At 65.6% G+C, this 22546-nt stretch carries 24 protein-coding genes; 13 read left to right on the top strand and 11 right to left on the bottom strand.

Going from position 1 to position 22546, the window contains the following annotated elements; translation table 11 throughout:
- Positions 1-10: 10 nt before the first annotated feature.
- Positions 11-844 carry an alpha/beta fold hydrolase gene (locus CYU59_RS10025; RefSeq protein ID WP_292988721.1) on the top strand — a complete coding sequence of 278 codons (834 nt, stop codon included), beginning with the start codon at positions 11-13 and terminating at the stop codon, positions 842-844.
- Between the two features lies 1 nt (position 845).
- Here CYU59_RS10025 and CYU59_RS10020 read toward each other — a convergent pair whose 3' ends face one another.
- Positions 846-1760 (bottom strand): nitronate monooxygenase, encoded by a 915-nt coding sequence (locus tag CYU59_RS10020; protein ID WP_292988719.1) that lies wholly within the window; start codon positions 1758-1760, stop codon positions 846-848.
- Positions 1761-1870: 110 nt separating this feature from the next.
- On the opposite strand from CYU59_RS10020, the gene CYU59_RS10015 reads away from it, so the two are divergent.
- Together CYU59_RS10015 and CYU59_RS10010 are read left to right on the top strand one after the other, a co-directional pair.
- Positions 1871-3106, top strand: coding sequence for an HNH endonuclease signature motif containing protein (locus CYU59_RS10015; RefSeq protein ID WP_292988717.1), 1236 nt, complete (start codon positions 1871-1873; stop codon positions 3104-3106).
- A gap of 133 nt (positions 3107-3239) precedes the next feature.
- A complete protein-coding gene (locus tag CYU59_RS10010; RefSeq protein WP_292988715.1) occupies positions 3240-4265 on the top strand; it encodes a fused (3R)-hydroxyacyl-ACP dehydratase subunits HadA/HadB in 1026 nt (341 codons plus the stop codon).
- On the opposite strand, the gene CYU59_RS10005 is transcribed toward CYU59_RS10010, so the two are convergent.
- Together CYU59_RS10005 and CYU59_RS10000 are read right to left on the bottom strand one after the other, a co-directional pair.
- Positions 4258-5523 carry a cytochrome P450 gene (locus tag CYU59_RS10005; RefSeq protein WP_292988713.1) on the bottom strand — a complete coding sequence of 422 codons (1266 nt, stop codon included), beginning with the start codon at positions 5521-5523 and terminating at the stop codon, positions 4258-4260. The two genes, CYU59_RS10010 and CYU59_RS10005, sit on opposite strands and share 8 nt — an antisense overlap.
- Before the next feature lie 71 nt (positions 5524-5594).
- Complete coding sequence (locus CYU59_RS10000; RefSeq protein ID WP_292988711.1) at positions 5595-6170, bottom strand: TetR/AcrR family transcriptional regulator; 576 nt, start codon at positions 6168-6170, stop codon at positions 5595-5597.
- A 227-nt stretch (positions 6171-6397) separates the two neighbouring features.
- Between CYU59_RS10000 and CYU59_RS09995 the strand changes: the two genes are divergently transcribed.
- Complete coding sequence (locus tag CYU59_RS09995; protein ID WP_292988709.1) at positions 6398-7333, top strand: SDR family NAD(P)-dependent oxidoreductase; 936 nt, start codon at positions 6398-6400, stop codon at positions 7331-7333.
- 6 nt (positions 7334-7339) lie between these two features.
- Here the strand turns inward: CYU59_RS09995 and CYU59_RS09990 are convergent, their stop codons facing one another.
- Complete coding sequence (locus tag CYU59_RS09990) at positions 7340-8659, bottom strand: NAD(P)/FAD-dependent oxidoreductase (RefSeq protein WP_292988707.1); 1320 nt, start codon at positions 8657-8659, stop codon at positions 7340-7342.
- A 90-nt stretch (positions 8660-8749) separates the two neighbouring features.
- Here CYU59_RS09990 and CYU59_RS09985 point away from each other — a divergent pair, with 90 nt between their 5' ends.
- Both CYU59_RS09985 and CYU59_RS09980 read left to right on the top strand, forming a co-directional pair.
- The gene (locus CYU59_RS09985; RefSeq protein WP_363114328.1) at positions 8750-9178 is read left to right on the top strand and encodes a ribonuclease domain-containing protein; all 429 of its coding nucleotides are present in this window, start codon (positions 8750-8752) and stop codon (positions 9176-9178) included.
- Positions 9175-9495 (top strand): barstar family protein, encoded by a 321-nt coding sequence (locus CYU59_RS09980; RefSeq protein ID WP_292988705.1) that lies wholly within the window; start codon positions 9175-9177, stop codon positions 9493-9495. Before CYU59_RS09985 ends, CYU59_RS09980 begins: the two co-directional genes overlap by 4 nt.
- Before the next feature lie 29 nt (positions 9496-9524).
- Here the strand turns inward: CYU59_RS09980 and CYU59_RS09975 are convergent, their stop codons facing one another.
- The 3 genes from CYU59_RS09975 to CYU59_RS09965 form a co-directional block, all read right to left on the bottom strand.
- Positions 9525-10349, bottom strand: a complete 825-nt coding sequence (locus tag CYU59_RS09975) for a serine hydrolase (RefSeq protein WP_292988703.1) — start codon at positions 10347-10349, stop codon at positions 9525-9527.
- A gap of 51 nt (positions 10350-10400) precedes the next feature.
- On the bottom strand, positions 10401-11621 hold the full coding sequence (locus CYU59_RS09970) for an MFS transporter (RefSeq protein WP_292988701.1): 1221 nt from the start codon (positions 11619-11621) through the stop codon (positions 10401-10403).
- Positions 11622-11716: 95 nt separating this feature from the next.
- Positions 11717-12550 carry a GAF and ANTAR domain-containing protein gene (locus CYU59_RS09965; protein WP_292988699.1) on the bottom strand — a complete coding sequence of 278 codons (834 nt, stop codon included), beginning with the start codon at positions 12548-12550 and terminating at the stop codon, positions 11717-11719.
- Positions 12551-12996: 446 nt separating this feature from the next.
- Between CYU59_RS09965 and CYU59_RS09960 the strand changes: the two genes are divergently transcribed.
- The 4 genes from CYU59_RS09960 to CYU59_RS09945 all read left to right on the top strand — a co-directional run bounded on the left by CYU59_RS09960 (position 12997) and on the right by CYU59_RS09945 (position 15356).
- Complete coding sequence (locus CYU59_RS09960; protein ID WP_292988697.1) at positions 12997-13320, top strand: hypothetical protein; 324 nt, start codon at positions 12997-12999, stop codon at positions 13318-13320.
- Between the two features lie 85 nt (positions 13321-13405).
- Positions 13406-13921, top strand: a complete 516-nt coding sequence (locus CYU59_RS09955; protein ID WP_292988695.1) for an SRPBCC family protein — start codon at positions 13406-13408, stop codon at positions 13919-13921.
- Between the two features lie 41 nt (positions 13922-13962).
- The gene (locus tag CYU59_RS09950; RefSeq protein WP_292988693.1) at positions 13963-14889 is read left to right on the top strand and encodes an NADP-dependent oxidoreductase; all 927 of its coding nucleotides are present in this window, start codon (positions 13963-13965) and stop codon (positions 14887-14889) included.
- Complete coding sequence (locus CYU59_RS09945; protein ID WP_292988691.1) at positions 14886-15356, top strand: SRPBCC family protein; 471 nt, start codon at positions 14886-14888, stop codon at positions 15354-15356. Before CYU59_RS09950 ends, CYU59_RS09945 begins: the two co-directional genes overlap by 4 nt.
- A gap of 14 nt (positions 15357-15370) precedes the next feature.
- Here CYU59_RS09945 and CYU59_RS09940 read toward each other — a convergent pair whose 3' ends face one another.
- The 3 genes from CYU59_RS09940 to CYU59_RS09930 form a co-directional block, all read right to left on the bottom strand.
- On the bottom strand, positions 15371-16777 hold the full coding sequence (locus CYU59_RS09940) for an aldehyde dehydrogenase family protein (protein WP_292988689.1): 1407 nt from the start codon (positions 16775-16777) through the stop codon (positions 15371-15373).
- A gap of 180 nt (positions 16778-16957) precedes the next feature.
- Positions 16958-17329, bottom strand: a complete 372-nt coding sequence (locus CYU59_RS09935; RefSeq protein WP_292988687.1) for an STAS domain-containing protein — start codon at positions 17327-17329, stop codon at positions 16958-16960.
- A gap of 134 nt (positions 17330-17463) precedes the next feature.
- A complete protein-coding gene (locus CYU59_RS09930; RefSeq protein ID WP_292988685.1) occupies positions 17464-17736 on the bottom strand; it encodes a hypothetical protein in 273 nt (90 codons plus the stop codon).
- 159 nt (positions 17737-17895) lie between these two features.
- Here CYU59_RS09930 and CYU59_RS09925 point away from each other — a divergent pair, with 159 nt between their 5' ends.
- The 3 genes from CYU59_RS09925 (at position 17896) to CYU59_RS09915 (ending at position 22033) form a co-directional block, all read left to right on the top strand.
- The gene (locus tag CYU59_RS09925; protein ID WP_292989044.1) at positions 17896-19566 is read left to right on the top strand and encodes a sodium:proton antiporter; all 1671 of its coding nucleotides are present in this window, start codon (positions 17896-17898) and stop codon (positions 19564-19566) included.
- Positions 19567-19645: 79 nt separating this feature from the next.
- Positions 19646-20434: a GAF and ANTAR domain-containing protein gene (locus CYU59_RS09920; protein WP_292988683.1), complete on the top strand. Its 789-nt coding sequence runs from the start codon at positions 19646-19648 to the stop codon at positions 20432-20434.
- Between the two features lie 237 nt (positions 20435-20671).
- Complete coding sequence (locus tag CYU59_RS09915; RefSeq protein WP_292988682.1) at positions 20672-22033, top strand: PIG-L family deacetylase; 1362 nt, start codon at positions 20672-20674, stop codon at positions 22031-22033.
- A gap of 103 nt (positions 22034-22136) precedes the next feature.
- Here CYU59_RS09915 and CYU59_RS09910 read toward each other — a convergent pair whose 3' ends face one another.
- On the bottom strand, positions 22137-22310 hold the full coding sequence (locus CYU59_RS09910; RefSeq protein ID WP_292988680.1) for a CsbD family protein: 174 nt from the start codon (positions 22308-22310) through the stop codon (positions 22137-22139).
- Positions 22311-22546: the final 236 nt, after the last annotated feature.

Genomic DNA, 22546 nt, shown 5'->3' with positions numbered 1-22546 from the left:
TGCTTGCACCATGGACCACTTCACCCATGACGGGTTGACCTTCGAAGTCCGCGATGCCGGGCCCGCTGACGGGCCGGTAGTGGTGCTGCTGCACGGGTTTCCGCAGCACAATGACAGCTGGGACGCCGTCATCGAGCGGCTCACCGCACAGGGCTACCGCTGCCTGGCGCCCAACCAGCGGGGCTATTCGCCGGGTGCGCGACCACCGCGTCGCCGCGATTACCGCATCCCCGAACTCGTCGGCGATGTCCGCGCGTTGATCGATCAGAGCGGAGCACAGCAGGTACACCTGGTCGGACACGACTGGGGCGCCGCGGTGGCGTGGGCCGCCGCCGCCGAGCTGCCCGAGCGCCTGAAAACTGTCGCACCGGTTTCCGTGCCGCATCCCGCGGCATTTCTGAAATCGTTCCTCAACAGCCGGCAGGGTCTGGCGTCCTATTACATGTATCTCTTCCAACTGCCGCGCCTCCCGGAGTGGACGATGCTGCGCCGCAACGGCAGCTTCATGTCGAAGGCGCTACGCCAGGCGGGGCAGTCGGCGGCGGTGGCCCAGCGCGATGCCCGGGCCATGCTCGAACCCGGAGCCCTGACGTCCGCGATCAACTGGTATCGCGCGATGCCGCTGTCGAGCCCGAGTGCAATCAACCAAAAAGTCTCGGTACCAACGCTTTACGTGTGGAGCGACCAGGACGTCGCGTTGATGCCCAAGGCGGCCTATAACACCGGTCGTTACGTGACCGGTGAATACCGGTTCGAGATCATGCCCGGGGTTTCGCACTGGATCCCCGACGAGGAACCCGACAAGCTGGCCGATCTGCTACTGGAGTGGTTCGCCGCGCACTGACTCAGCCGAGTCGAGATCGACTGTCACTCAACACCTTCTCGATCTCCGTCCAGGTCTGCTCGACGATCTTCGAAGCCGGCAGCAGCTCGGTGATCCGCGAGGACACCTGGCCGGTGTTGGCGACACTGGCTTCCATGTCGCCGTCGAAGTACAGGTCGGTGATCCGGCCGAGGAGCTGTATCCCCGGCTCGGCGGCGGCCCGGGCGGCGAGGCCGGTTCGCAGTACGCGCATCGTCGGGTTGCCGGGAAGATCCAGCATTACCGTGCCGTCATCGCCGGCCGCGATGATCTCGTTCTTGAAGTTGGCGTGCACACCGGCTTCGTGAGTGGCGAGCATCCGGGTGCCCATCTGAACGCCTTCGGCGCCGAGCACCACAGCGGCCGCAGCCGACCGGGCGTCACAGATCCCGCCGGCGGCGATGATCGGGAGGTCGACCCGGTCGGCGAGCAGCGGCAGCAGGACCAACGTCGATGCGCCGAGGGCTGACTTGAAGCCGCCGCCTTCGACTCCCTCGACCACGAGCGCGTCGACGCCCGCCTGCACCGCTTTCATCGCGCCTTTAAGTGACCCGACGACGTGGACGACGGTCATGCCGGCGTCGTGCAGTCGAGCGGTGAACAGCGCCGGATCGCCGGCAGAGGTGAAGACGTGACGCACCTCGGCGGCCACCAGTTCGTCGACGATCGACGGATCCTGCTTCCAGCCCTTGATCATCAAATTCGCTCCGACCGGGCGGTCCGTGAGTTCGCGGACCCGGCGGAGGTCGGCGCGCCCTTCGGGGGTCAGCGTCTCGATCACTCCGAGCCCGCCGCCCTCGGACACGGCGGCGGCGAGCTCAGCCCGGGCGATGTACGTCATCGGCGCCTGCACGACGGGGTACTGCACACCGAGCAACGTCTGGATGCGGTTGGTCACGCCCTGATTGTCTGCCAGCCCGTCGGCCCGCCGTCAACGGCCACCCCGCATCGCAACCAGCGCCAACCCGGCAGCCGACAGATGTCATACCCCGCTGCGACGATGAGGCCATGTTCGCTTCCGCCGACGCTCTTCTGAGGAGCCCTGTCCAGCGCCTCGAGGCCCTGTTCGACGAGTTGGCGGAGTTGGCCGGTCAACGCAATGCGATTGACGGACGCATCGTGGAAATCGTCGCGGAGGTGGATCGCGATGAGCTGTGGGGCGCGACGGGAGCGCGGTCGGTGTCGGCGTTGGTGGCCTGGAAGACTGGCTCGTCATCGGCGAACGCCGCCACCATCGCCACGGTCGCGAGCCGGCTGCACGAGTTTCCCCGCTGTGCCCGCGGTATGCGGGAGGGTCGGCTGTCGTTGGATCAGGTCGGGGTCATCGCGGGACGGGCCGGGCAGGGCTCTGATGCGCACTACGCGGAGCTGGCCTCCTGCGCGACGGTCAATCAGCTGCGTACCGCGGTGAAACTGGAGCCGAGACCCGAACCCGATCCTCGGCCCGAACCTGAGCGGTCGATCACCAGGACCGCCGACGAACAAGCCACCTATTGGCGGATCAAACTTCCGCACCTCGACGCAGCGAAGTTCGACGCCGCCCTGCAGTCTCACCTCGATGCGCTGATCGCAGAGTGGAAGTGCGATCGCGACCGTGCGTCGGATCAGGCACCTCCGCTGCCCGGTACCGCGGACGCGTTCATGCGCCTGATCGAGACGGGATGGGACGCCGAGGCGGCGCGCCGCCCCCACGGCCATCACACCACCGTGGTGATGCATCTCGACGTGAAGGACCGGGCCGCGGCACTTCATCTGGGTCCTGTGCTCACTGAACCCGAACGCCGATACCTGGGCTGCGACGCCACGTGCGAGGTGTGGTTCGAACGCGACGGCCAGGTCATTGGTTCGGGTCGAACGACGCGCCTGATCAACCGCCGGCTTCGCCGTGCCCTCGAACACCGCCACCCCTCGTGCGCGGTCCCCGGCTGCGGCGCCACCCGCGGTCTGCACGCACACCACATCCGGCACTGGGAAGACGGCGGCCCCACCGAGTTGGCCAACCTTGTACTGCTCTGCCCCTATCACCACCGACTGCATCACCGGGGCCTGATCACCGTCGCCGGACCCGCAGACCAGCTCGCGGTCACCGACAGCGACGGTCGACTGCTGAGCCCGGGGTCGCTGGCCCACCCGCCGAAGAAATCTCCGCCCGCGGTGGCACCGTGGCGCGGTCCCACCGGCGAGCGCGCGGACTGGTGGTGGTACGACCCGTTCCAGCCGCAACCGCCACCGACCGCCAACTGAATCGAGATCGGCTCGCGTCGATCGCTTCGAATCGCGAGCTGAGGGTGGCACGCGCTGCACTGCCGGTGTGGCCCCGCGTTAGTGTCTTTTGGTTGGCTTCAGCGAACAAGCCGGCAGGAAAGTTGGGCTATTCATGACTGCAGCAACAGACTCGTCGGTGCTCGAAGGGCGGATCGGCCATCACTACACGATGGACGGGACGTATCTGGTCGGCCGCGAAAAGCTACGTGAATACGCCCGTGCGGTGCAGGATTACCACCCGGCCCACTGGGACGTCGACGCCGCGGCGGAGCTCGGATACTCCGACCTCATCGCGCCGCTCACCTTCACCTCGACGCCCGGTATGACCTGCAACCGCCGCATGTTCGAACAGATCGTGGTCGGCTACGACACCTATATGCAGACCGAGGAACTGTTCGAGCAGCATCGGCCGATCGTGGCCGGCGACGAGTTGACCGTCGACGTCGAGCTGACATCGGTGCGCAGAATGGCCGGCCGCGATCTGATCACCGTGACCAACACCTTCACCGATGCAGCCGGCGAGCGGGTCCACACCCTGCACACCACCGTTGTCGGAGTGACCGCCGCCGATGTCGATCCCGCGATCAAGACCGCCGTGCAGGGCGCCATGATGCACGATGTCGACATCTTCGGTATCGGGGAAGACGAGTACGAGAAGACGGTCCGCCCCGAGGGCGAGATCCGTATTGCCGACGGCGGCCTGACCCGTAATCCGGGCACCGCATCGTTCGAGGACGTCCATGTCGGCGACGAGTTGCCGGTGCACCGAGCCCGGCTCACCCGTGGTGATTTGGTGAACTACGCCGGAGTGGCAGGCGACGCCAACCCCATTCATTGGGACGAGGGCATCGCGAAGCTGGCGAATCTGCCCGACGTGATCGCGCACGGCATGCTCACCATGGGTCTGGGCGCCGCGTTCGCCTCTACCTGGACAGGCGACCCCGGTTCGGTCACCCGTTACGCGGTGCGGCTGTCGGCGCCCGCGATCGTGTCGGCGCGTGAAGGCTGCGAAATCGAATTCGGCGGCAAGGTCAAGTCTTTGGACCCCGAGACCCGCTCCGGCGTCGTGATCGTCACCGCGAAAGCCGACGGCAAAAAGATCTTCGGCATGGCCACATTGGGCGTCCGCTTCAGCTGATCGGCTCGAACTCGATGTGTAGGGCGCTGAGCCCCCGCATGATGAAAGTCGGGTCGTAGGTGTAGGACCGCTGGCCCTCCGGACCGTGCTGCGCTTCGGCGATTCTGAAGTCTGCGGCGCGATCGAGCAGCCGGTTCATCGCGATTCGCGCCTCGGCCCGCGCCAGCGGCGCGCCCGGGCATGAGTGCGGCCCGCGACCAAATGCCACGTGCTCGCGTACGTTGCGCCGGTCGTGGCGGAATTGGTGTGGATCGTCGAACTTTTCCGGATCGCGGTTGCTGGCCCCGGGGAGCAGCATGATGATCGTCCCGGCAGCGATGTCGACATCACCGATTCGAGTGTTGGTGCGCGCCAAGCGGAAGTGGCTCTTCACCGGGCTTTCCATTCGCAGGGACTCCTCGAGAAAGGCCGGGACAAGCGACCGATCCTCGCGCAGCTTCTGCTGGATGTCGGGGCGCTCGCTCATCACCCGCATGCCGGTGCTGAGCAATTTGGTCGTGGTCTCCATACCGGCCGCGAAGAGAAAGGTCGCCAGCTTCACCACTTCTTCGACGTCCGGGGTCGAGCCGTCGGGGTATGTCGCGGCGGCGAGCTCGGTCAGGACGTCTTCGCGCGGTTCGCGCCGACGATCGGTGATGTAAGACCGAAATTTGTCGTCCAGCCACATCAGCGGGTTGTGGGCGACCGTGTCGTCGTTGCCCAACTCGCCGACATGCTCGTTGCCGAGCACCGCCCGGAATTCGCGGTGATCCTCGACCGGGACACCCAACAGGTCGGCGATGACGAGCATCGACAGCGGCTTGGCGAAGTCTTCCATGAACTCACACGACCCGCGTTCGAGGAACTTGTCGATCTGCTCGTCGACCAGACGCCACATGAATTCTTCGTTCTCGCTGAGCCGCTTCGGTGTGATCAGCTTGCTCAGCAGGCCACGGGTTTTCGCGTGGTCCTCGGCGTCCATGGTCACCACGTGCTCGGCCATCGGGATCGCGGCGCGGTGTCGGGCGATCAGGTCGCTGATGTCGTCGCCCTCGGGAGTGAAGGGCAGCGGCGGGAACGGGCCGGCCACCGCCACACACGACGAGAAGGCCGGGTCTTTGTAGGCGGACAGCGCTTCGGCGTGGCCGGTGACGGCGACGACGCCGTGCGGTGTGGCCGGCCGCACCGGGCACTGCGACCGCAGGTAGTCGAAATACGGGTACGGATCGGGAACCAGGGACTGGTCGGTGAAGTAGTCGACCGACTCGAAATCACTCACAACGGCGCCTCCATTGTCAACCGTGCGCGGACGCAGATTGGAACAAAGATTTGGTGTGAGTATACGGGCGGCTATGCGATGCCGGACGGGGCTCCCCGGTGAATGCCTTCGATCACCGACGGCGCAGCGAACCGCTTCACCAACTCGTACTCGGCGTGCCTGTCCTTGAGCGGCCAGTACCACAACGAGAACGTGATGCGGATGAGCCACTGCGCAGCCAACGGGTCGTCATGCCCGATCATCTGCTCGGCGATCGCGGCGACCAGCGGCGACGCGGTCACCGCACCGGTGTCGCGGTCGGGCCGGACGTCGCCCATGATCAGCCGCCCGAGCGGTTCGGCCCGCATGTGTTCCAGCCCGAACAGCACGGCACCCACCACGCGCTCGGTTCCCTCCAGGCCCTCGAGCTCGCGGTTGACCGAGCGGGTGATGCGGTCGGCGAAACGCGATATCAAGACTTCCAGGATCGCGGCCTTCCCCCCGGCCCGGCGGTAGACGGTGGCCGGCGAGCAGTTCAGCGTGGCGGCCAGTGCATCAATGGTCAAGGCCTCAAAACCGCTGCGCGACACGATATCTGATGCCGCGGTCAATATCCGCTCGTGAGCCTCGGCGCCGCGGTCGGCGCGGAGTATCCAGTCGTGTGTCATTACAGTCTCCGTCCCGACAGGGCCGGAATCATTTCTATCATCGCAAGACACTCTTGTCGGTCTGTCTCACAACTTTGCCCAGCTCAGCGGCCGTTGTGGCTGTGATCCGGCAGTCGCGGAAGGTCGGCGAGCCCGTCAGCTTCGGCAAGATCCGTTGACGCGGGCGGACCTACCACCCGATCCTGGCTCTGCGAGACCAAACTTTCGTTCTGCGAGGAGCCGTCACGATGATCGATTACACCGACCAGGTTGCCATCGTCACCGGCGCCGGCCGTGGATTGGGGCGCCTGTATGCCCTGGAGTTGGCGCGGCGGGGGGCTCGCGTAGTGGTCAACGACCTGGGCGGCACCATGCGTGGTGACGGTGAAGACACCTCTGTCGCCGATGCTGTTGTCCGCGAGATCGAAGATGGGGGCGGAGCAGCGGTGGCGTCGCACCATTCCGTCGACAGTCCCGAGGGCGGCCGGGCGATCGTCGACGCCGCGCTGGAGGCATTCGACCGCGTCGACGCCGTCATCAGCAACGCCGGGATTTTCAGCAGCGCCCCGTTCGACGAACTCACCCACGATGACTGGACACGCATGCTGCGGGTCCACCTCGACGGCGGTTTCAACCTCGGTCAGCCCGCTTATCGGGCGATGAAGGAGCAGGGCTACGGGCGGTTCGTCTTCATCTCGTCGTCCGGCGGGATGTTCGGTCAACCGTCGGAAGCTCACTACGCCGCGGCGAAGGCCGGGCTGGTCGGCCTGTCCAACGTCATCGCGATCGAGGGTGCCGAATACGGTATTAGGTCCAATACCGTTCTGCCATTTGGCTTTTCGAGAATGGTAACTGAGACGATCGGCGATCCCACAGCTCTGGAGGAGATCGGTTTCACCAAGGTGATCAAACCCGAGCTGGTCGTCCCCATCGTGGCGTTTCTGGCCAGCCGCGCCTGCGAGCTGACGCACCAGAACTATTCGGCCTGCGGCGGCAGATTCGCCCGGGTGTTCGTCGGCCTCGGCGAAGGCTGGCTCGCGGAGCCGGGCAGTGCACCGACCGCCGACGACATCGCTGATCACCTCTCCGAAGTCTCCGCCACCGACCCCTACTCTGTTCCCGGCTCGATCTTCGAGGAAGTCTTTGCGATCTGCGAGCGGCTCGGCGTCAGCCCGCTGGGGTAGGGCCGCTCACCGCTGTCCGCTTGTGACCAGCGGCAGCGTCGCCATCACCTCGTGGGCGACGCGATGGCCCGATTCGATTGCGCCCTCGAGGTATCCGGGATGATCGCCGGCGGTCTCGGTGCCCGCCCAGTGGATGTCGCCGACGGGTGTCGACGGCATGGGCAAGAATCCCGCCGAACCAGGGTTGGGCACCGCCATGTACCCGCCACCCACGAACTGATCTCGGTGCCAAGCCTTTTCATGCCAATCCGCGGGTTGCAGCACCTCTGGTCCGATGTGACGGGCAAGGCTGCCCAGCACGGCGCTGCGACGATCTTCGGGATCGAGTCGATCGAGATCACGCGCTTCCGGACCGGCCACGAGGATGCACAGGTGACCCGGTCCTGCGGGTGGTGTCGTGTCGAACACAGCGCGGCCGGGGCCGTCGAGCACGATGAACTCGCCACCCTTTCGCGCACGCCAGAACGGCTCCTCGTATACCGCGATCGCCTTAAAGACCGAGCCCATGTAGGAGCTGCGCTGCAGGTCGGCCAGGGATCGCGGCAGTGCCGGGTCGTAGGAGATGCACGCGGCCATCGGGGGTGGCGCGGTGACGATGACTTTGGCCGCAGAGATGTCGCCCGTCGACGTCCGCACCAGGACTCTGCCGTCCGCCTGACGGATCGAGTCGACCCGCTGCCCGTGGCGTACTCGCGGACCGAGTTCGGCGGCCAGCCCGTCGATCAGCGATGCGATTCCTTCCACCAGAAGTGATTCCTGGGCACCACCTTTGGTGGCCATGGCGGTCCGAAGGCCACCCTGCAGCCGGATCATTTTTGCCATCGCCCGAATCGAGAACCGATCGAGGTCCGCCGTCCACGAGGTCCAGGCCAGCACTTCGAGGAGCCGTCGCACGCTTCGTCCGGGGACTTTCTGTAACCACGACTCGACGGTGCTGTGGTCCCACCGTCGAGGGGTTCCGACGAGGCACACCACTTCGACCCCGGCCAGGACGAGCAGCGCACCGAGGACAACCGGCACGGAGAGTCGCCGGGGTCCGTCGACCAGGACGGGCATCAGTCTGGTGTGCATCCTGAACTGCGTCGAGCCGAGTTCCTCGGCCAGCGCCATCATGCGGTGGTGGTCGTGGCCGATCCACTGGCCGCCCAGGTCGACCCGTGAGCCCAACGAGGTAGTCGCGCTCATCGCCCGCCCACCCAGTCGGTCGGCCGCCTCCAGTACCACGACGTCGACACCCTGGCGGTGCAGTTCACGCGCGGCGGTCAAGCCTGCCATCCCCGCGCCGATCACCACCACGGTCGCTTCCGGCTGGGTGGGATATGACACCGAAGGCCTCCATGTAAGACGGGCGTGGCACTTATCCTGCCGAATGTCCGCTCTGCCCGGAAGGCCTACCGGGCCGGGTACATTTCGGCAGTGGATCGACGCAGGCTGGCACTGGTTGCACTGTGCGCGCTGATCGCCATCGTCGGTGGGTGGATGATGACGCGCACGCGGGACTTCGAACCTGTCCCGAGGACGGTCAGCGGAAGGGACGGATCGAGCTGCCCGATAGCCACATTGCCGCACGAGGTGGTCGACACCGTGAAGCGCATCCATTCGGGCGGCCCGTTCCCGTTCCCGCGCAGCGACGGCGATGTGTTCACCAATCGTGAGGGGCACCTGCCGCAGCAGCACCGGGGCTTCTATCACGAGTACACCGTGGTGACGCCACGTGCCCGAGATCGATCGACGAGGCGAATCGTCACCGGCGGAACACCGTTGGACCATCCGGCCCAGTACTTCTACACCGCTGACCACTACGATTCGTTCTGCCTGGTCACTGACGCCGCGGAGCAACGATGACGCGTGAGCCGAGCGACACCCCACCTCTGAGGTACCGACTCGATGGCCGAAAGATCAAGTCACCCAAAGACTTCTATCGCGAGATCGGCGCTGCCGTCAACGGGCCCGGTGGCTACTTCGGGCGCAATTTGGACGCGCTGGCCGATTGCCTCCGAGGCGGATATGGCACCCCGGAACACCGGCGCTTCGAATTCGACTGGCAATACAGCGCGCTGTCGCGAGCGCAACTCGGCGTCGTCGGCCACACCAAGCAGCCGTTGTTCGACGCGATACGAGATGTGTTCAAGGACAACGGCGTTACGCTGCATCTGAGCTGACGGCTCCGCCCTGTCGAGCGGCCCCGGGGTCAGGCCGCAGCTTCGACCGCGTTACGCAGTGCGTTGCCGACCGCCCGCATCCCCGCAAGCGCGGCATCTCCGCGGTCGGGGCCCGATGCGTCCCAGTTGGCGATCACGGCGTAGGAGTAGAACCCGGCGCCTCGGCCGACCGTTCCGACATCTGCCCGGACACCCGGGTCGGTGCCAGTCTTGTTGCGGATGAACAAGTTCCGGTCGGACAGTGGGTGCGCCAGCGGATCGAGACCGAACGCCGACCCGACCATCGACAGGTCCACTCCTGTCGCCAGCCAGGCGTTCACCTGTGCTGACACGGCAGGTGACACCAATGCGTCGCGGGACAGCTGACTCATCAGGTACGACAACTCCGATGCAGAGCCGGTGGAAAGCGTCGCCGGGTCGCTTGGTCGGCGTTGGTCGCGGACGAAGTCGAGCAGAGCCGTGTGGACCAGGCCGAGTGAATCCGACAGCGCGCGAAGTGCCGGCAATCCAACTGTTTTCAGCAATACGTTTGTCGCCACATTGTCGCTGACGCTGGCGATCAGAACGCAGAGGTCGTCGACGGACAGGGCGTCGACGCGAAGATGTTGCCAGAGACCGGAATCGGCGACCAGGAGTTCGTGATCGCGGCTCAGCAGCGCTACGCCGCTGAGCTCACCCGCATCACACTGTCGCGCGGTCTCGATGAGCAGCAGAAGCTTGCCGACGCTTGCCGTCCTCTTCGCACTATTGGCGTTGCTGCGGGCCACTTCGTGGCTGGTTGCGTCGCGAAAGGAGATGGCCCACTCGATGCCGATGCTCGCGCCTGCGACATCGTCAATGGATTTCTGGAGCACCTGGCCCTCGAGTTGCCCGAACGTGGTTGCGTGGTAACAACAGTATCGCCCCTAACCGTCGTGCAACGACAGCGCGGCAAGCACCGCGGCACTACCGGCACACAACAAAATCGTCACCGCGACCGCGCTCCAGCCGCGGGCGTCGAAAGCCACGCCACCCAACCATCCGATGGCACTGGAACCGCCGTAGTAGAACAGGTTGTACAGCGACGACGCCTGGGCCTTGCCCACCGGTGCAGCCTGCCCGGTCCAACCCGCAGCAGTGGCGTGCGCGCCGAAAAATCCGGCCGTGGCGACCACTAACCCGATCAGGACGGCAATCACATTGGCGCTGAACGTTATTGCCACGCCCGCCATCATGATCAACTCCGACGCGAGAAGGACCCGCTTGCGGCCGAAACGGGCAGCCTCCGCACCGGCCCGTGACGACGCCCAGGTACCGGCCAGATACGCCAGAAACATCAGGCTGACCACCGAGGGCGCCAGGTGAAACGGCGGGTTCGTCAACCGGAAACCAAGGAAGTTGTAGAGCGCCACGAAGCCGCCCATCAGCAGGAAACCCTGGGCGAACAGCACGAGTTGACGGGGGGTGGACAGATTCGCGGCGAGCCGATGACCCAGGCCGCCCTCGGGATTGGGGTCGTGACGCAACACCGGCGTGAATCCGCGCGGATCGGGTGCCAGTTTGACGAAGCCCATGGCCGCGATCCCGCAGATCACCGCGACGGTGAAGACGCCGACGCGCCAACCCGCCACCTCGGCAATCGGACTGCTCACGACTCGGCCGAGCAGTCCGCCGATCGTCGTTCCGCCGACAAAGATGCCGGCGGCCCGTGCGGCGTGCCCGGGGTCGACCTCCTCGGTCAGATACGCCACCGCAATGGCGGGCACACCGCCGACCATCAAACCCTCGACGAAGCGTCCGGCGAGCAGCAGGGAGAACGTCGGGGCGAACGGCACCAGCATCCCCACCATCGTGGCGACCGTGACCGAGATCGAGATTGCCTTGACCCGGCCGATGCGGTCGGCCAGCGCCGACCACGGGATCACCCCGATCGCGAGGCCCACCGTGGACGCCGAGATCACCAACGCCGCACTTGCCGCGCCGACGTTCAAATCCGATGAGATCAGCGGCAATACGGCTTGCGGTGAATACAGCTGCGCGAACGTTGCGACGCCGGCGCAGGCCAGTGCCGCAAGCAGGCGAGCGTAGGCGGCGGACCCTGGCGTGTGTCCCACCCAGCCGTGCTCTGCCGATTGCTCGCTCGCCACACCCTGAACCGTAGGAATCGGCCCGGTGACGTGTCATTGGATTGGGCATGACTTAGCTCACCGCCAAGACACACACTCTGGCGGCACGCGGAACGTCAGTTCTCCGGGTCGGCTCCCGGGCCGCGGTGACGGCTTCGAGCCCGGCGGACCGACTCCTCGACGATCCTCTCGGCAACCACGGCCAGCTTGGTGTTCTCCGATTGGCTTATCCGCTTCATCCGGTCGAACGCGTCCTCCGCGCTTCCCCCGGTCCGGCTCCGCAGGATGCCGATCGCCTGATCGATCACCTGCCGGGTGATCAGTGCGCGTTCCAAATTCTCGGCTCGCTGTTGGGTGGCCACCAGCAACTGGGTGTTGTACACCGAGACCGCCGCCGCCTGCGCGAACGCCGAACCCAGCCGCACGGCGTGCTCACCGAAGACGTCCTTGTCGCGGGCGTAGACGTTGATGGAACCGACCACCTGTTCGTCGATCAGCAACGGCAGCGCCAGCGCGGACGCCACCCCCAGCCGAGCCACCCGGGCGCCGAACCGCCGCCACCGCTCGTCGCTGCCCAACGATCCGCTGACCACCGCGCGGCGGATCTGCATACAGGTGATACACGGCCCTTCGTCGAGCACTTCGTACTGCATGACGTCTATCTCATGCACCAGCGTCGTGGTCGCCGCCCAGGCCTGAACCCCCAGCGCGGCCCCGACCGCCTTGATCAAAGTCACTCCGACGCCGGTTCCATCCACACCGGGAATCGCCTCCCCGGCGAACTCCGCCACCTCCCGCAGCACGGCCTCGATGTCGCGTCCGGCGGAGACCATGGCAGCCAACCCGCGCAAACTGGACGTCAGGTCGACGTTGTCGGCGGCAGCCTGCTCGGGATCCACATCGCCGTCCCCAGGCACCGCACGCTGCGCCTGAGCGTCGAATTCGGCCATCGCCGAGCTCCCCTCGAACTACGGGTCTTCTCGCAGGTATACGCACCGTTCGGAGTTGGTGTGAAGCAAACCATCTGCTCGTAGCGGGCTCAACCTCTTTGATCAAGCTGTGTACGGATAACCTTCCAGTCCCCGTACCGGGAGCCGATCTAGTACCTTGAAAGCGGCTGGCAAATCAAGCTGGGTCGAGTACGGGTTCCGCCGCCGTGGCACAGCCGCAGAACTCAAGGCGCACCGCGCCGAAACTCGACGCTTATGGTGCTCGTCTGACGCCGGGGCCATCGTGGAGTACTTCACCGGAATTTCCTGCACATTCGACATTTCAGGCTGCTTCGCGCGCAGAGGAGCGCGGCACCGAACGTCGCCGCAGACCCCCGCCAGGTACTCCTGACCAATACCTGCACGCGCTCCCCGCGGCGGTACTTCTGAGTCGACTACCGGTGCCCATGCTCGCGATCGGACTCGACGGTGAGGTCGTCTATCACAACCCCGCGTTCGCCACGATGCTCGGACATGGTCCCGACGTCACGCTGACCGGCTATGGCCTTCCCGCACTACTCGACGGGTGTTCCGACATGACACCGTTGGACAGCGTCAACACGTTGCGCAACGCCAACAACGTCATCGTCGACTGGCATCACGCGGAAGGTTTTCCGGTCCGAAGCGTCATCTCCGAATCGCTTTTCCTGCGCGCCAACGACGAAATTCTGTTGTTCGGCGTCATCGACCTCACTGAACTGATGTGGATGTATCCACCGGAATCAATCTGAGGGCCGCACACCGTTTCGCGCCGCGCAGCGACTCCCGTGTCTGTTTGGGTACCCTGCCCCGACATCACCTGAGGAGGCCGTCGACATGGCACGAATCCTGACGGTGTCGGACACCGTCGACATCGACACGGACGCAGACAAGCTCTATGCACTCATCAGCGATCCAACCCGGATGCCGACGTGGAGCCCGGAGAACCGGGGAGCAACGGTCTTGAACCCGGCGGAGGACGGCGCAGCGTTTGTCGGCATGACGTTCGAAGGGCGCAACAAGCGGGGTCGGGCCGCGTGGATCACCCGCTGCACGGTCACCGCCGCCGATCCCGGGCGACGCTTCGCCTTCACCGTTCACACGATCGGGATCAAGAAACCGCGCCTTCGCAGCGCGAACGCGTCCTGGGAGTACCGGTTCGAGCCGACCGCCTCGGGCCAAACCCGGGTCACCGAGATCTGGAACGACGACCGGACGTCGTGGCCCGATCCGCTGGTCGCGGTCTTCGACCGGGTGGTCACCTCGGGCAAGACGTTCCCAGAGTTCCAGCGAGTCAACATCCGTCGGACGCTGGACGCCCTGAAAGCCGCGGCCGAGGGCGCCCCGGGCTAGGCGCCCGGTTTACCCCTGCCTTGACCGGGTAAGCGTCGCGCATGGTCAAAGCATTCGGTTACCGCAGCAACGGCGGACCTGACGTCCAAGAGTTCCTCGAGCTGGAGATGCCCTCCCCGCTGCCCGGCGAACTGCTCGTCGAAGTGCGCAGTGCGGGTGTCAACCCTGTCGACTGGAAGATCCGGTCCGGGATGATGGGCGAAGCGAGCGCCTCAGATCTGCCCGCCGTGCTCGGCTCGGAGGTCTCGGGCGTGGTCCGGGAAGTCGGCAAGGACGTCGAAGGTTTCGCTGAGAACGACGAGGTGTTCGGCTCGGTCGCACCAGGCTCGGGTGGCTATACCGAGTTCACGCTCGTCACGGCAAACGCCGCCGCCCACAAGCCAACTCACGTCTCCTTCAACGACGCCGCCACGTTGCCCGTGGCAGCCGCCACCGCTTACGACGGTGTGACGCAACTCGGTCTGAAGGAAGGCCAGACGCTCCTCGTCAACGGAGTCGGCGGTGGTGTCGGTGTCGCCGCGGCGCAGATTGCCCGCGACTTCGGCATCAACGTCATCGGCACCGCGAGCGAGGACAAGCGCGCACTGGTCGAGTCGCTGGGCGCCACCCTGGTGCCCTATGGCGATGGTGTGGAGGAGCGCATCCGACAAATCCTGCCCGACGGTGTCGACGGAATCCTCGACCTGGCCGGCGGCGACGGTCTCCGCGCAGTGGCGGGTTTGCTCACCGACCGCGGCAAGCTGATCAGCGCAGGAGACCCAGGAGTCGGCGAGCTCGGCGGTCACTTCATCGAACGCGACCGGACCTCGCGCGTGCTCGAGATCGTCGGATCCCTGGTCGCGGACGGCAAATTGGACCCCCACGTCGAAGACGTCCGACCGCTCGATGAGGCTGCCGACGCACTGGCAGGTGTCGAAGTCGGCCATGCCCGGGGCAAAGTCGTCATCGAGGTCAGCGGAGCGTCGTGAGCGTCGCTGTCGTCGACGCCGGGCCGCGCCGGATCAGTCGCTCGGTGGAGGTCGCCGCTCCGGCGGCAGAGCTGTACGCCATGGCGGTCGATCCACGCCGCCACCACGAACTCGACGGCTCGGGCACTGTCGGTGACAACATCAAAGCGCCGTCGACACTGACTGTGGGATCGAAGTTTTCGACCCACATGAAAGTCCTGGGCATCCCGTACCGCATCACCAGCAGGGTGACCGCCGTCAAGCCGGAGGAACTCGTCGAGTGGCGTCACCCCGTGGGCCACCACTGGCGCTGGGAATTCGAAGCGCTGTCACCGACGACGACCAAGGTCACCGAGACGTTCGACTTTCATGACGCCGGCCCGATCAAAAACGCGATCGGCTATTACCACCTGATCGGCGCCACCAGGTTCAACGTGACCGGCATCGAGTCCACCCTGACCAAACTGCACGACCGATACGCCCGGTAGCCGGGCCGCCTCGGCTACAAGCCGATGTAGACCGCTTTGGTGTTGAAGTACGCTTCGATTCCCTTGCGGCCGCGCTCGCCGCCCCAACCCGACTGCTTGTGGCCGCTGATCGGCATCGAGGGGTCGGCCGCCAGCGATGAATTGACCCAAATCTGGCCCGCGTGAAGCTCATTCACGACGCGGTGGGCGCGGGAAAGGTTCTCGGTCCAAATGGAGCCGGCCAGCCCGTAGTGAGTGTCGTTGGCCGCGGCCAGCACCTCGTCTTCGTCGTCGAACGGAATGACGCAGCCGACGGGTCCGAAGATCTCTTCCTTGATCAGCCGCATATCGGGTGTGGTGTTGGTGATGATGGTGGCCTCGTAGAAGTAACCCTTGCGGTCCATCGGCTGACCACCGGTGATCACCTTGGCGCCGCCGGCGACGCCGTCGTTCACGATTCCTTCGACGCGGGTGCGCTGCTTGTCGCTGATCAACGGTCCCAGAACAGAATTGGGGTCTTCGCTGCCGCCCATCGGCAGCATTTTCGCGAAGCCTGCCAGGCCCTCGACCACCTGGTCGTAGATGCCCCGCTGAACGTAGATGCGGGAAGTGCACGAACAGTTCTGTCCAGAGCCCGCCAGCAGGCCCATGCCGGCGCCCATGATCGCCTTGTCCAGATTGGCATCGTCGAACATGATCAGCGGCGACTTCCCACCGAGCTCGAGGGTCAGTCGCTTGAGGTTGCCCGCGGCCGCCTTGACGATCAACCGGCCGACCTCGGTCGACCCGGTGAACGAGATCTTGTCGACGTCCGGGTGCGCCGTGAGTGCCGCGCCCGTGGTCTCGCCGTAGCCGGTGATGACATTCAGCACGCCGTCGGGCAGGCCTGCCTCGCGGAAGATCTCCTCCAGCTTCAGCGCGGTCAGCGGAGTCTCCTCGGCCGGCTTCAGCACGGCGCTGCAGCCCGCCGCGAGGGCCGGCGCCACCTTCAGCATCGCCACGAAGAAGGGGCCGTTCCACGGAATGATCAGGCCGACCACGCCGACGGGCTCGAGTTGGGTGAAGGTGTGGTAGGTCTCCCAGGTGCCGAGCAGGCCGTCGGAAACCAGGTTGGCCGACTCGCCGTGGATCTTTCCGACCCATCCCGCGTAGTACTTCAGCATGTCGACCGAGACCGGAATGATGTGCTTCGCCGCGTTGGTGTTCATGCCGTTGTCTTGAGCTTCGAGCGCGGCCAGCTCGTCCGCACGTTCCTCGATGATGCGCGCGGCCCGGAACAGGACGTTGGCCCGGTGCGTGGCCGGAGCCTTGCGCCACACGCCCGATTCGAAGGTCTCACGAGCCCGGGCCACCGCCGCGTCGACAGCCGCCTGGTCGGAGTCGGGCACCTCCGCGATCTGCTCCTCGTTGGACGGGTTGAAGACCGCAATGGCGTTACTCAATGTCCTTCATCCTTTCCCGGGGCCCTATCCGCAGAACAAACTACTCTATTAATTTAGAGTCGTATATCGCGGCGTAGCAAGAACCGCTGGAACATGTCGGATGAGTGGTGGGCGCACACCACAGCGGCCAACAACCCTCGCCGCAAATGCCCAGTGCGGCAGGGAGTTTCGGCGTCGAACCTAAGCGCTGGGCGTCGGACTCGGCGGCGTGGCCCCCAGCGCCGTGTCCACCGTCGGATAGAGATCCAGGAGATCGTCGATTCCCAGCAACTGCATGGATTTGACGGTCACCGGTCCGACCGCAACCACCCTGAAGCCGATGGACAGTTCGTCGCACTTGCGCTTGGTCTCCATCAGCACGCTCATCCCAGCCGTGGCGAGGAAAGCAACCGCTGTGAGGTCGACGACCAGGATCGAGGGTCGGCGACGAAGAATCACCCGAATCCGATCGGTCAGCGTCGGCGCGGCAGCCATGTCGACGATGCCATCCGCGGCCAGCACCGTCGCGTTGCCGTCGACGCGCTCGATCAATTGCAGCGGTGGAGTTGTCACGATCGACAACCGATCTCGGCGACGACATGTGTGTCGCAAGGACTCGTCACCAGGTCACTGCCATGCACCACGCGCGCTCCCTCTCGCTTCATTGCGACGGAACCTAACGTGCGGGCGTCACCCGCGCGCATCGATTAGCCGGAATGGTTCCCGCTGGAAGGGGTGTTCAAGCGCGACTCGCCAGGTGCTGCGGACACGACGACGCCGTTGCCGGCGGCAGCCGCCGTCGCGGGCTCTGATCCCACCACCGTGGCCCGCCGACGCCAGACCAACCGACCGACCGCCACGACCACCACGATTCCGGCGACCAGCGCCCCGGGCCAGAACAACGTCTGGATCAGCCAGACGCGACGCTGGATTCTGCCGATCTTGATCGATGCCTGCCGAACTCTAGCCACGCGGTCCATGTCCGCCTCTCCGACTTCGTCACCAGGGGCGGCGAGCGCGCGACCCGGACTGGATGTACCCAGGCGCCGAAATCGGCAACCCACGAAATGGCCCTGAGGCGGCCGCTCCGAATGTCGGCTGCGTCGAGATGCCGGGATGATGGTGGGGTGAGTCTGCATATGGGTCTGGTACTGCTGCTGGTTGCCGTCGCCGTCATCGTGGCGGTGCACTGGATCGCGGAACGCACCGGGTTACCCAGCGCGGCGCTGCTGGCTCTGGGCGGTATCGCCTACGCGTTTCTGCCCGGACCGAATATCGCTCTTCGCCCTGAGCCTGCGCTGTACTGCATCTTGCCGCCGCTGCTCTACTACGCGGCTCTCGAGTCGTCTCTCATCGAGATCCGGCGCAACCTGCGCGCGGTGATCAGTCTGTCCGTGGTCCTCGTGCTGCTGACCGCGTTTTCGGTCGGGATCGCGTTCGCTGTGCTGGTTGGAGGTGCGACGTTCGCGGTGGGCACGGCGCTCGGTGCGGCCGTGGCACCCCCCGACCCGGTGGCCGCGCTCGCTGTCGCGCGCAGGGTCGGCCTACCGGCCAACATCATCACCTTGATCGAGGGCGAAGGCCTGCTCAACGACGCGACGGCGCTCACCACCTTGTCCGTGGCGATCGCGGCGGCCAGCGGGGGTGGGTTTTCCGCGCCGTCAGCGGCCGGCACATTCCTGTTGGCCGCGGTCGGCGGTCTCGCGGTGGGTGTCGCAATCGCGGTCCTGCGGCGTCTCGTCAGCCGATGGACCTCGGACATTCTGACCGCCAACGCGGTGTCCCTGGCCACACCTTTCGTGGCCTACCTGTTGGCCGAAGAGGTGTCAGCTTCGGGCGTGCTGGCCGTGGTGGTGTGCGGACTGATCGTCGGCCACGATCTACCCCGTTCGGAATCCGGGGCGAGCCGGCTGCAGACGCGTGCCGTCTGGCGATTGGTCAACTTCCTGCTCGAAGGCTTCGTCTTTCTGCTCATCGGTCAGCAACTCCCCCACATACTCGACGGACTCCATGCTTTCCCGGTGTCCACGATCGTGTTGGCCGTGAGTATCACCGTCGCGGTGGTGCTGGTGATCCGGCCGCTGTGGTTACTCGTCACCCAGATGCTGCCGCGTGCGCTGCACACCCGTCTCGGCGATGTCTCCGGTGCGGACCTCGACGACTCCACCGATTCCGTCCCGACCCGGGCCCCGGTCGATCACGACTCGCAGCGGCTCAACGGCCGTGAGGTTTTCGTGCTGAGTTGGGCCGGCACCCGCGGCGTCGTGAGCCTCGCCGCGATTTTCACGGTGCCGCTGGTGACCGCGAACGGTACACCGTTTCCCTGCCGCGATCTGTTGCTGTTCTGCACGTTCGTCGTCGTCCTCGTGACGCTGGTCGGACAAGGGCTCACCTTCGCCCCGCTGGCCCGCGCCTTGGGTATTCGCGCGAAGCCCGCCGACGAGTCGCGGCTTCGTAAACTCGCCGGGGTTGCCGCGATCCGGGCCGCGATCGAACGGATGGACGCGCTCAGCCAGCAGAGCCACGACACCGTCGAGCGCCAAGCCATCGACACCGTACGCGCGCAGCTCTCGGCTCGGCTCAAGTCCCGGCAACAACAACTCGACGCCTTCGAAGTGACGGACAATGACGGCATCCCGGCATTTCCCCAAGATGAGGCACTGCTCGAGATGCGCCGGGCGGCGATCGATGCCCAGCGTGATGAACTCGTCCGCTGGCGCGACGCCGGCATGCTTCCCGATCAGGGCCTCCGTGTTCTCGGGAGGGCGCTGGACCACGAAGAGGGCATGCTGACATTCAGCAGGCCGTGAACTGCCGCGCGACCATCCCCCGGGGTCGAAAGACCGCGGAAAGTGGCAGGGCAAACCCGATGGCTGCAACAATTGCGGCATGTCTCGTTCGCAGGAGAAATCGGCGCCCGGGGCGGTCGACGGTGATCTGGAGTTGCTTTCAGAGCTCGACGGCCTCCGAGCGCTGGGCGACAAGGAATTCGACGCGCTGCACGTGCTCTGCCGGGCGTTGCACGTCGAAGAGGCCGACCTCCAGGGCACTTTGATCGCCATTCTCACGGCGGCTACCGCGGCCATCAACGGCGCCGACGAGGCCGGGCTCAATCTGTACGCGGGCGGCCGGTTCGAACCCCAGGCGACAATCGGCAAGGCACCTCCGCAGTTGGACGCGCTTCAGCAACGCACCAAACGGGGGCCGTGCATTGATGCGTCCCGCAAGCAGGCGAGCATTCACGTCGACGATCTCGCGGTCGACCAGCGCTGGCCCGAATTCGCCGCCGCAGGCCTGGAGTTGGGGATTCACTCGATGTTGTGCGTCCCATTGTGGGTCGACGACCGCCGGCTGGGCTCGTTGAGCCTCTACGCCCGCTCACCCGTTGCTTTCGACGACTCCGCCAAGAGGCTCGCCGATCTCTACGCGACGCACGGCGCCCTGGCTTTGCTCGAAGCCCAGCGCGCCGACCAGTTGCAACGCGCGATCGCCAGCCGCGACCTCATCGGTCAGGCCAAAGGCGTTCTCATGGAACGCCATCGCATCACCGCCGACCAGGCGTTCGCACTGCTCAGGGGTGCGTCGCAGCGACTCAACGTGAAGGTTGCCGACATCGCCGAGAGCGTGGCTACCACGGGCGATCTGCCGCCACTGGAGGGCGCCGGTTCGGCCGGTTAGCTGGGCGCTCCGGCTCTCGTATGGCAGCTCCGTCTATCTGCGCGGGCGCCGTACCGCGATTGGATGGCAGCCCAGTGGGTATTTGAATCGTTGAACCGCACCACGCCAGCCCCGCGGGTGACCAGCGCCGAGTTTCCGGAGCCCCCTCGATGCCACCCGCACGCAAGTCCGACCAGCCCGCACCGCCGACTGCGTTGAAAGTTGTTCCCTCGGAGGCTGAATTGCCGGGGTTCGGCGATGCCTGACACGCGACCATTCACCCACCGCGAGAGCGGGACTGACGAGCCGACGTGGCTGCTCGATTCCCGATGGGACGACGTTCCGCGGCTGGGACTCGACTCCCTCCTTAAGCGATATCCCCATGTCGTGCTGCTGGCGCCCCACCCCGATGACGAGACATTGGCTTTGGGTGCCGCCTTGGCCGACCTCGCCGACAGCGCGGCGACGGTGACTGTCGTGGTCGCCACCCATGGCGGCAACGGACCCGGTTCCACCGAGCGCCGCGTCGAAGCCGAGCGCGCCACTGCCGTCCTGGGTGCCCACATCAAGACAGTCTGGTGGAACCTGCCCGACGGCGATCTGCACAACGCGATCGGCGAGATGGGCGAGCGGCTCCTGGAACTCGTCGACGCGCAGACCCTGTTGTTCGCGCCGGTCGAATGTGACGGTCACTCGGACCACGAAGCGTTGGCCGCCGCCGCCGAGGCGGTGACACGCGACCGCGGGGCGGCGTTGCTGCACTACCCGGTCTGGCTCTGGCATTGGGCGACACCTGACGATATCGACTGGGACCGGATGCGCGTCATTGCGCCGCCACTGCGGGCTCTGATTGCAAAGGCCGCCGCAATCCATTGCTACACAAGCCAACTCACCTCAGCCGACGGTTTTCCTGTGATTGGATCCGCGGTCTCGGCGCGAGCGCACCGAGTGATGGAGACCGTCCTGATTCCCCTACCGCGCGAGCTCGCTTCGCGTGTTGCCGGTGATGTCGAACCTCATCGTTCGCGGGCGCAGATAGCTGAGCCGTTCGACACGATGATCGACGACGGCATGACCGACCCGTGGCAGCTTGATGCGTCGGAGTACGAAAAACGGCGCGTCGAAATCACGCTCGCCTGCCTGGGTCGGCGGCGTTACTCGAAGGTCCTGGAAATCGGTTGCGCCACAGGACAAATCTCCGCCCAGCTGCGTGAGCGTGCCGACCTCGTCGTCGGAATGGATGCCAGCGCAAGGGCGCTCGAGATAGCTCGCGCACGATCCGACAGTGTCGACTGGCTCCTCGGCGCTGCCCCGTCTGACATTCCCGACTCGGACTTTGACCTGATCGTGCTGTCCGAGGTCACGTACTTCCTCGATGGCCCCGAGCTTTTGGCGACTTTGCGCGCGGTACGTCGCCGACTGCGCCCGCGCGGGGAGATCTTGATCGCCAACTGGTCTGCTCCCACCGAGAACATCCCTTTGGATGGACCCACCGCTCACGCGCAAGCGGCTGCGGTGTTCGACCTGCCACTACGGGCTCGCTACAGTGACGCCGACCTCACCATTCAGGTATGGGGAGAGCCCCGGTCGGTGTACCGCGAATGCGCGGACACCGCATGACGCAGCTAACCGGTCCCACCGTTGTCGCGTTGGGTCATCAGGCAGGAACATGAATGATGCTGGCCACCAGCATCTTTCGGTGACCAGCATCAGACAATAGCCACTAGCTCTTGAAGGCGTCCTTCACCTTTTCGCCGGCATCTTTCAGGCTCGACTTGGCCTGGTCGATTTTGCCCTCGTTCTTCGTGCTGTCATCACCGGTTACCTTGCCGACAGCCTCTTTGGCCTTGCCGCCCAGGTCTTCGATCTTGTTGCTTGCTTTGTCTTCGGCGCCCATCTCATCGCCCCCTTCACAGTCTTCTTTGATGGTCCGGGTGGTGTACCCCGCGTTGGCTGACCCTAAAACCGGACTCGCCCCGGGGGCAGAGCCTCGCGCCTACGAATTGAATCGTTCGGTGCTGGTTACTCAACACTCGAGCACCGAGACCCTGCCTCATCCGTCATACCCGCTGAGCGCAGGAAATATCCGAATCCATCACCCCGCTCGGCCGGATGTCGGCCGGCCCGGACGGT

It is taken from the genome of Mycobacterium sp. (assembly GCF_002863225.1).
Lineage (GTDB): Bacteria > Actinomycetota > Actinomycetes > Mycobacteriales > Mycobacteriaceae > Mycobacterium.
This window is presented reverse-complemented; position numbering and strand designations above follow the sequence as displayed.

Bases quoted from the DNA above. Each gene is read 5' to 3' on its own strand.
- CYU59_RS09920 (WP_292988683.1), top strand. From the start codon at position 19,646: ATGTCTCGTTCGCAGGAGAAATCGGCGCCCGGGGCGGTCGACGGTGAT.
- CYU59_RS09955 (WP_292988695.1), top strand. From the start codon at position 13,406: ATGGCACGAATCCTGACGGTGTCGGACACCGTCGACATCGACACGGAC.
- CYU59_RS09930 (WP_292988685.1), bottom strand. From the start codon at position 17,736: ATGGACCGCGTGGCTAGAGTTCGGCAGGCATCGATCAAGATCGGCAGA.
- CYU59_RS09950 (WP_292988693.1), top strand. From the start codon at position 13,963: ATGGTCAAAGCATTCGGTTACCGCAGCAACGGCGGACCTGACGTCCAA.
- CYU59_RS09910 (WP_292988680.1), bottom strand. From the start codon at position 22,310: ATGGGCGCCGAAGACAAAGCAAGCAACAAGATCGAAGACCTGGGCGGC.
- CYU59_RS09915 (WP_292988682.1), top strand. From the start codon at position 20,672: ATGCCTGACACGCGACCATTCACCCACCGCGAGAGCGGGACTGACGAG.
- CYU59_RS09925 (WP_292989044.1), top strand. From the start codon at position 17,896: ATGGGTCTGGTACTGCTGCTGGTTGCCGTCGCCGTCATCGTGGCGGTG.
- CYU59_RS09980 (WP_292988705.1), top strand. From the start codon at position 9,175: ATGACGCGTGAGCCGAGCGACACCCCACCTCTGAGGTACCGACTCGAT.
- CYU59_RS10015 (WP_292988717.1), top strand. From the start codon at position 1,871: ATGTTCGCTTCCGCCGACGCTCTTCTGAGGAGCCCTGTCCAGCGCCTC.
- CYU59_RS10010 (WP_292988715.1), top strand. From the start codon at position 3,240: ATGACTGCAGCAACAGACTCGTCGGTGCTCGAAGGGCGGATCGGCCAT.
- CYU59_RS09965 (WP_292988699.1), bottom strand. From the start codon at position 12,550: ATGGCCGAATTCGACGCTCAGGCGCAGCGTGCGGTGCCTGGGGACGGC.
- CYU59_RS10000 (WP_292988711.1), bottom strand. From the start codon at position 6,170: ATGACACACGACTGGATACTCCGCGCCGACCGCGGCGCCGAGGCTCAC.
- CYU59_RS09995 (WP_292988709.1), top strand. From the start codon at position 6,398: ATGATCGATTACACCGACCAGGTTGCCATCGTCACCGGCGCCGGCCGT.
- CYU59_RS10025 (WP_292988721.1), top strand. From the start codon at position 11: ATGGACCACTTCACCCATGACGGGTTGACCTTCGAAGTCCGCGATGCC.
- CYU59_RS09960 (WP_292988697.1), top strand. From the start codon at position 12,997: ATGCTCGCGATCGGACTCGACGGTGAGGTCGTCTATCACAACCCCGCG.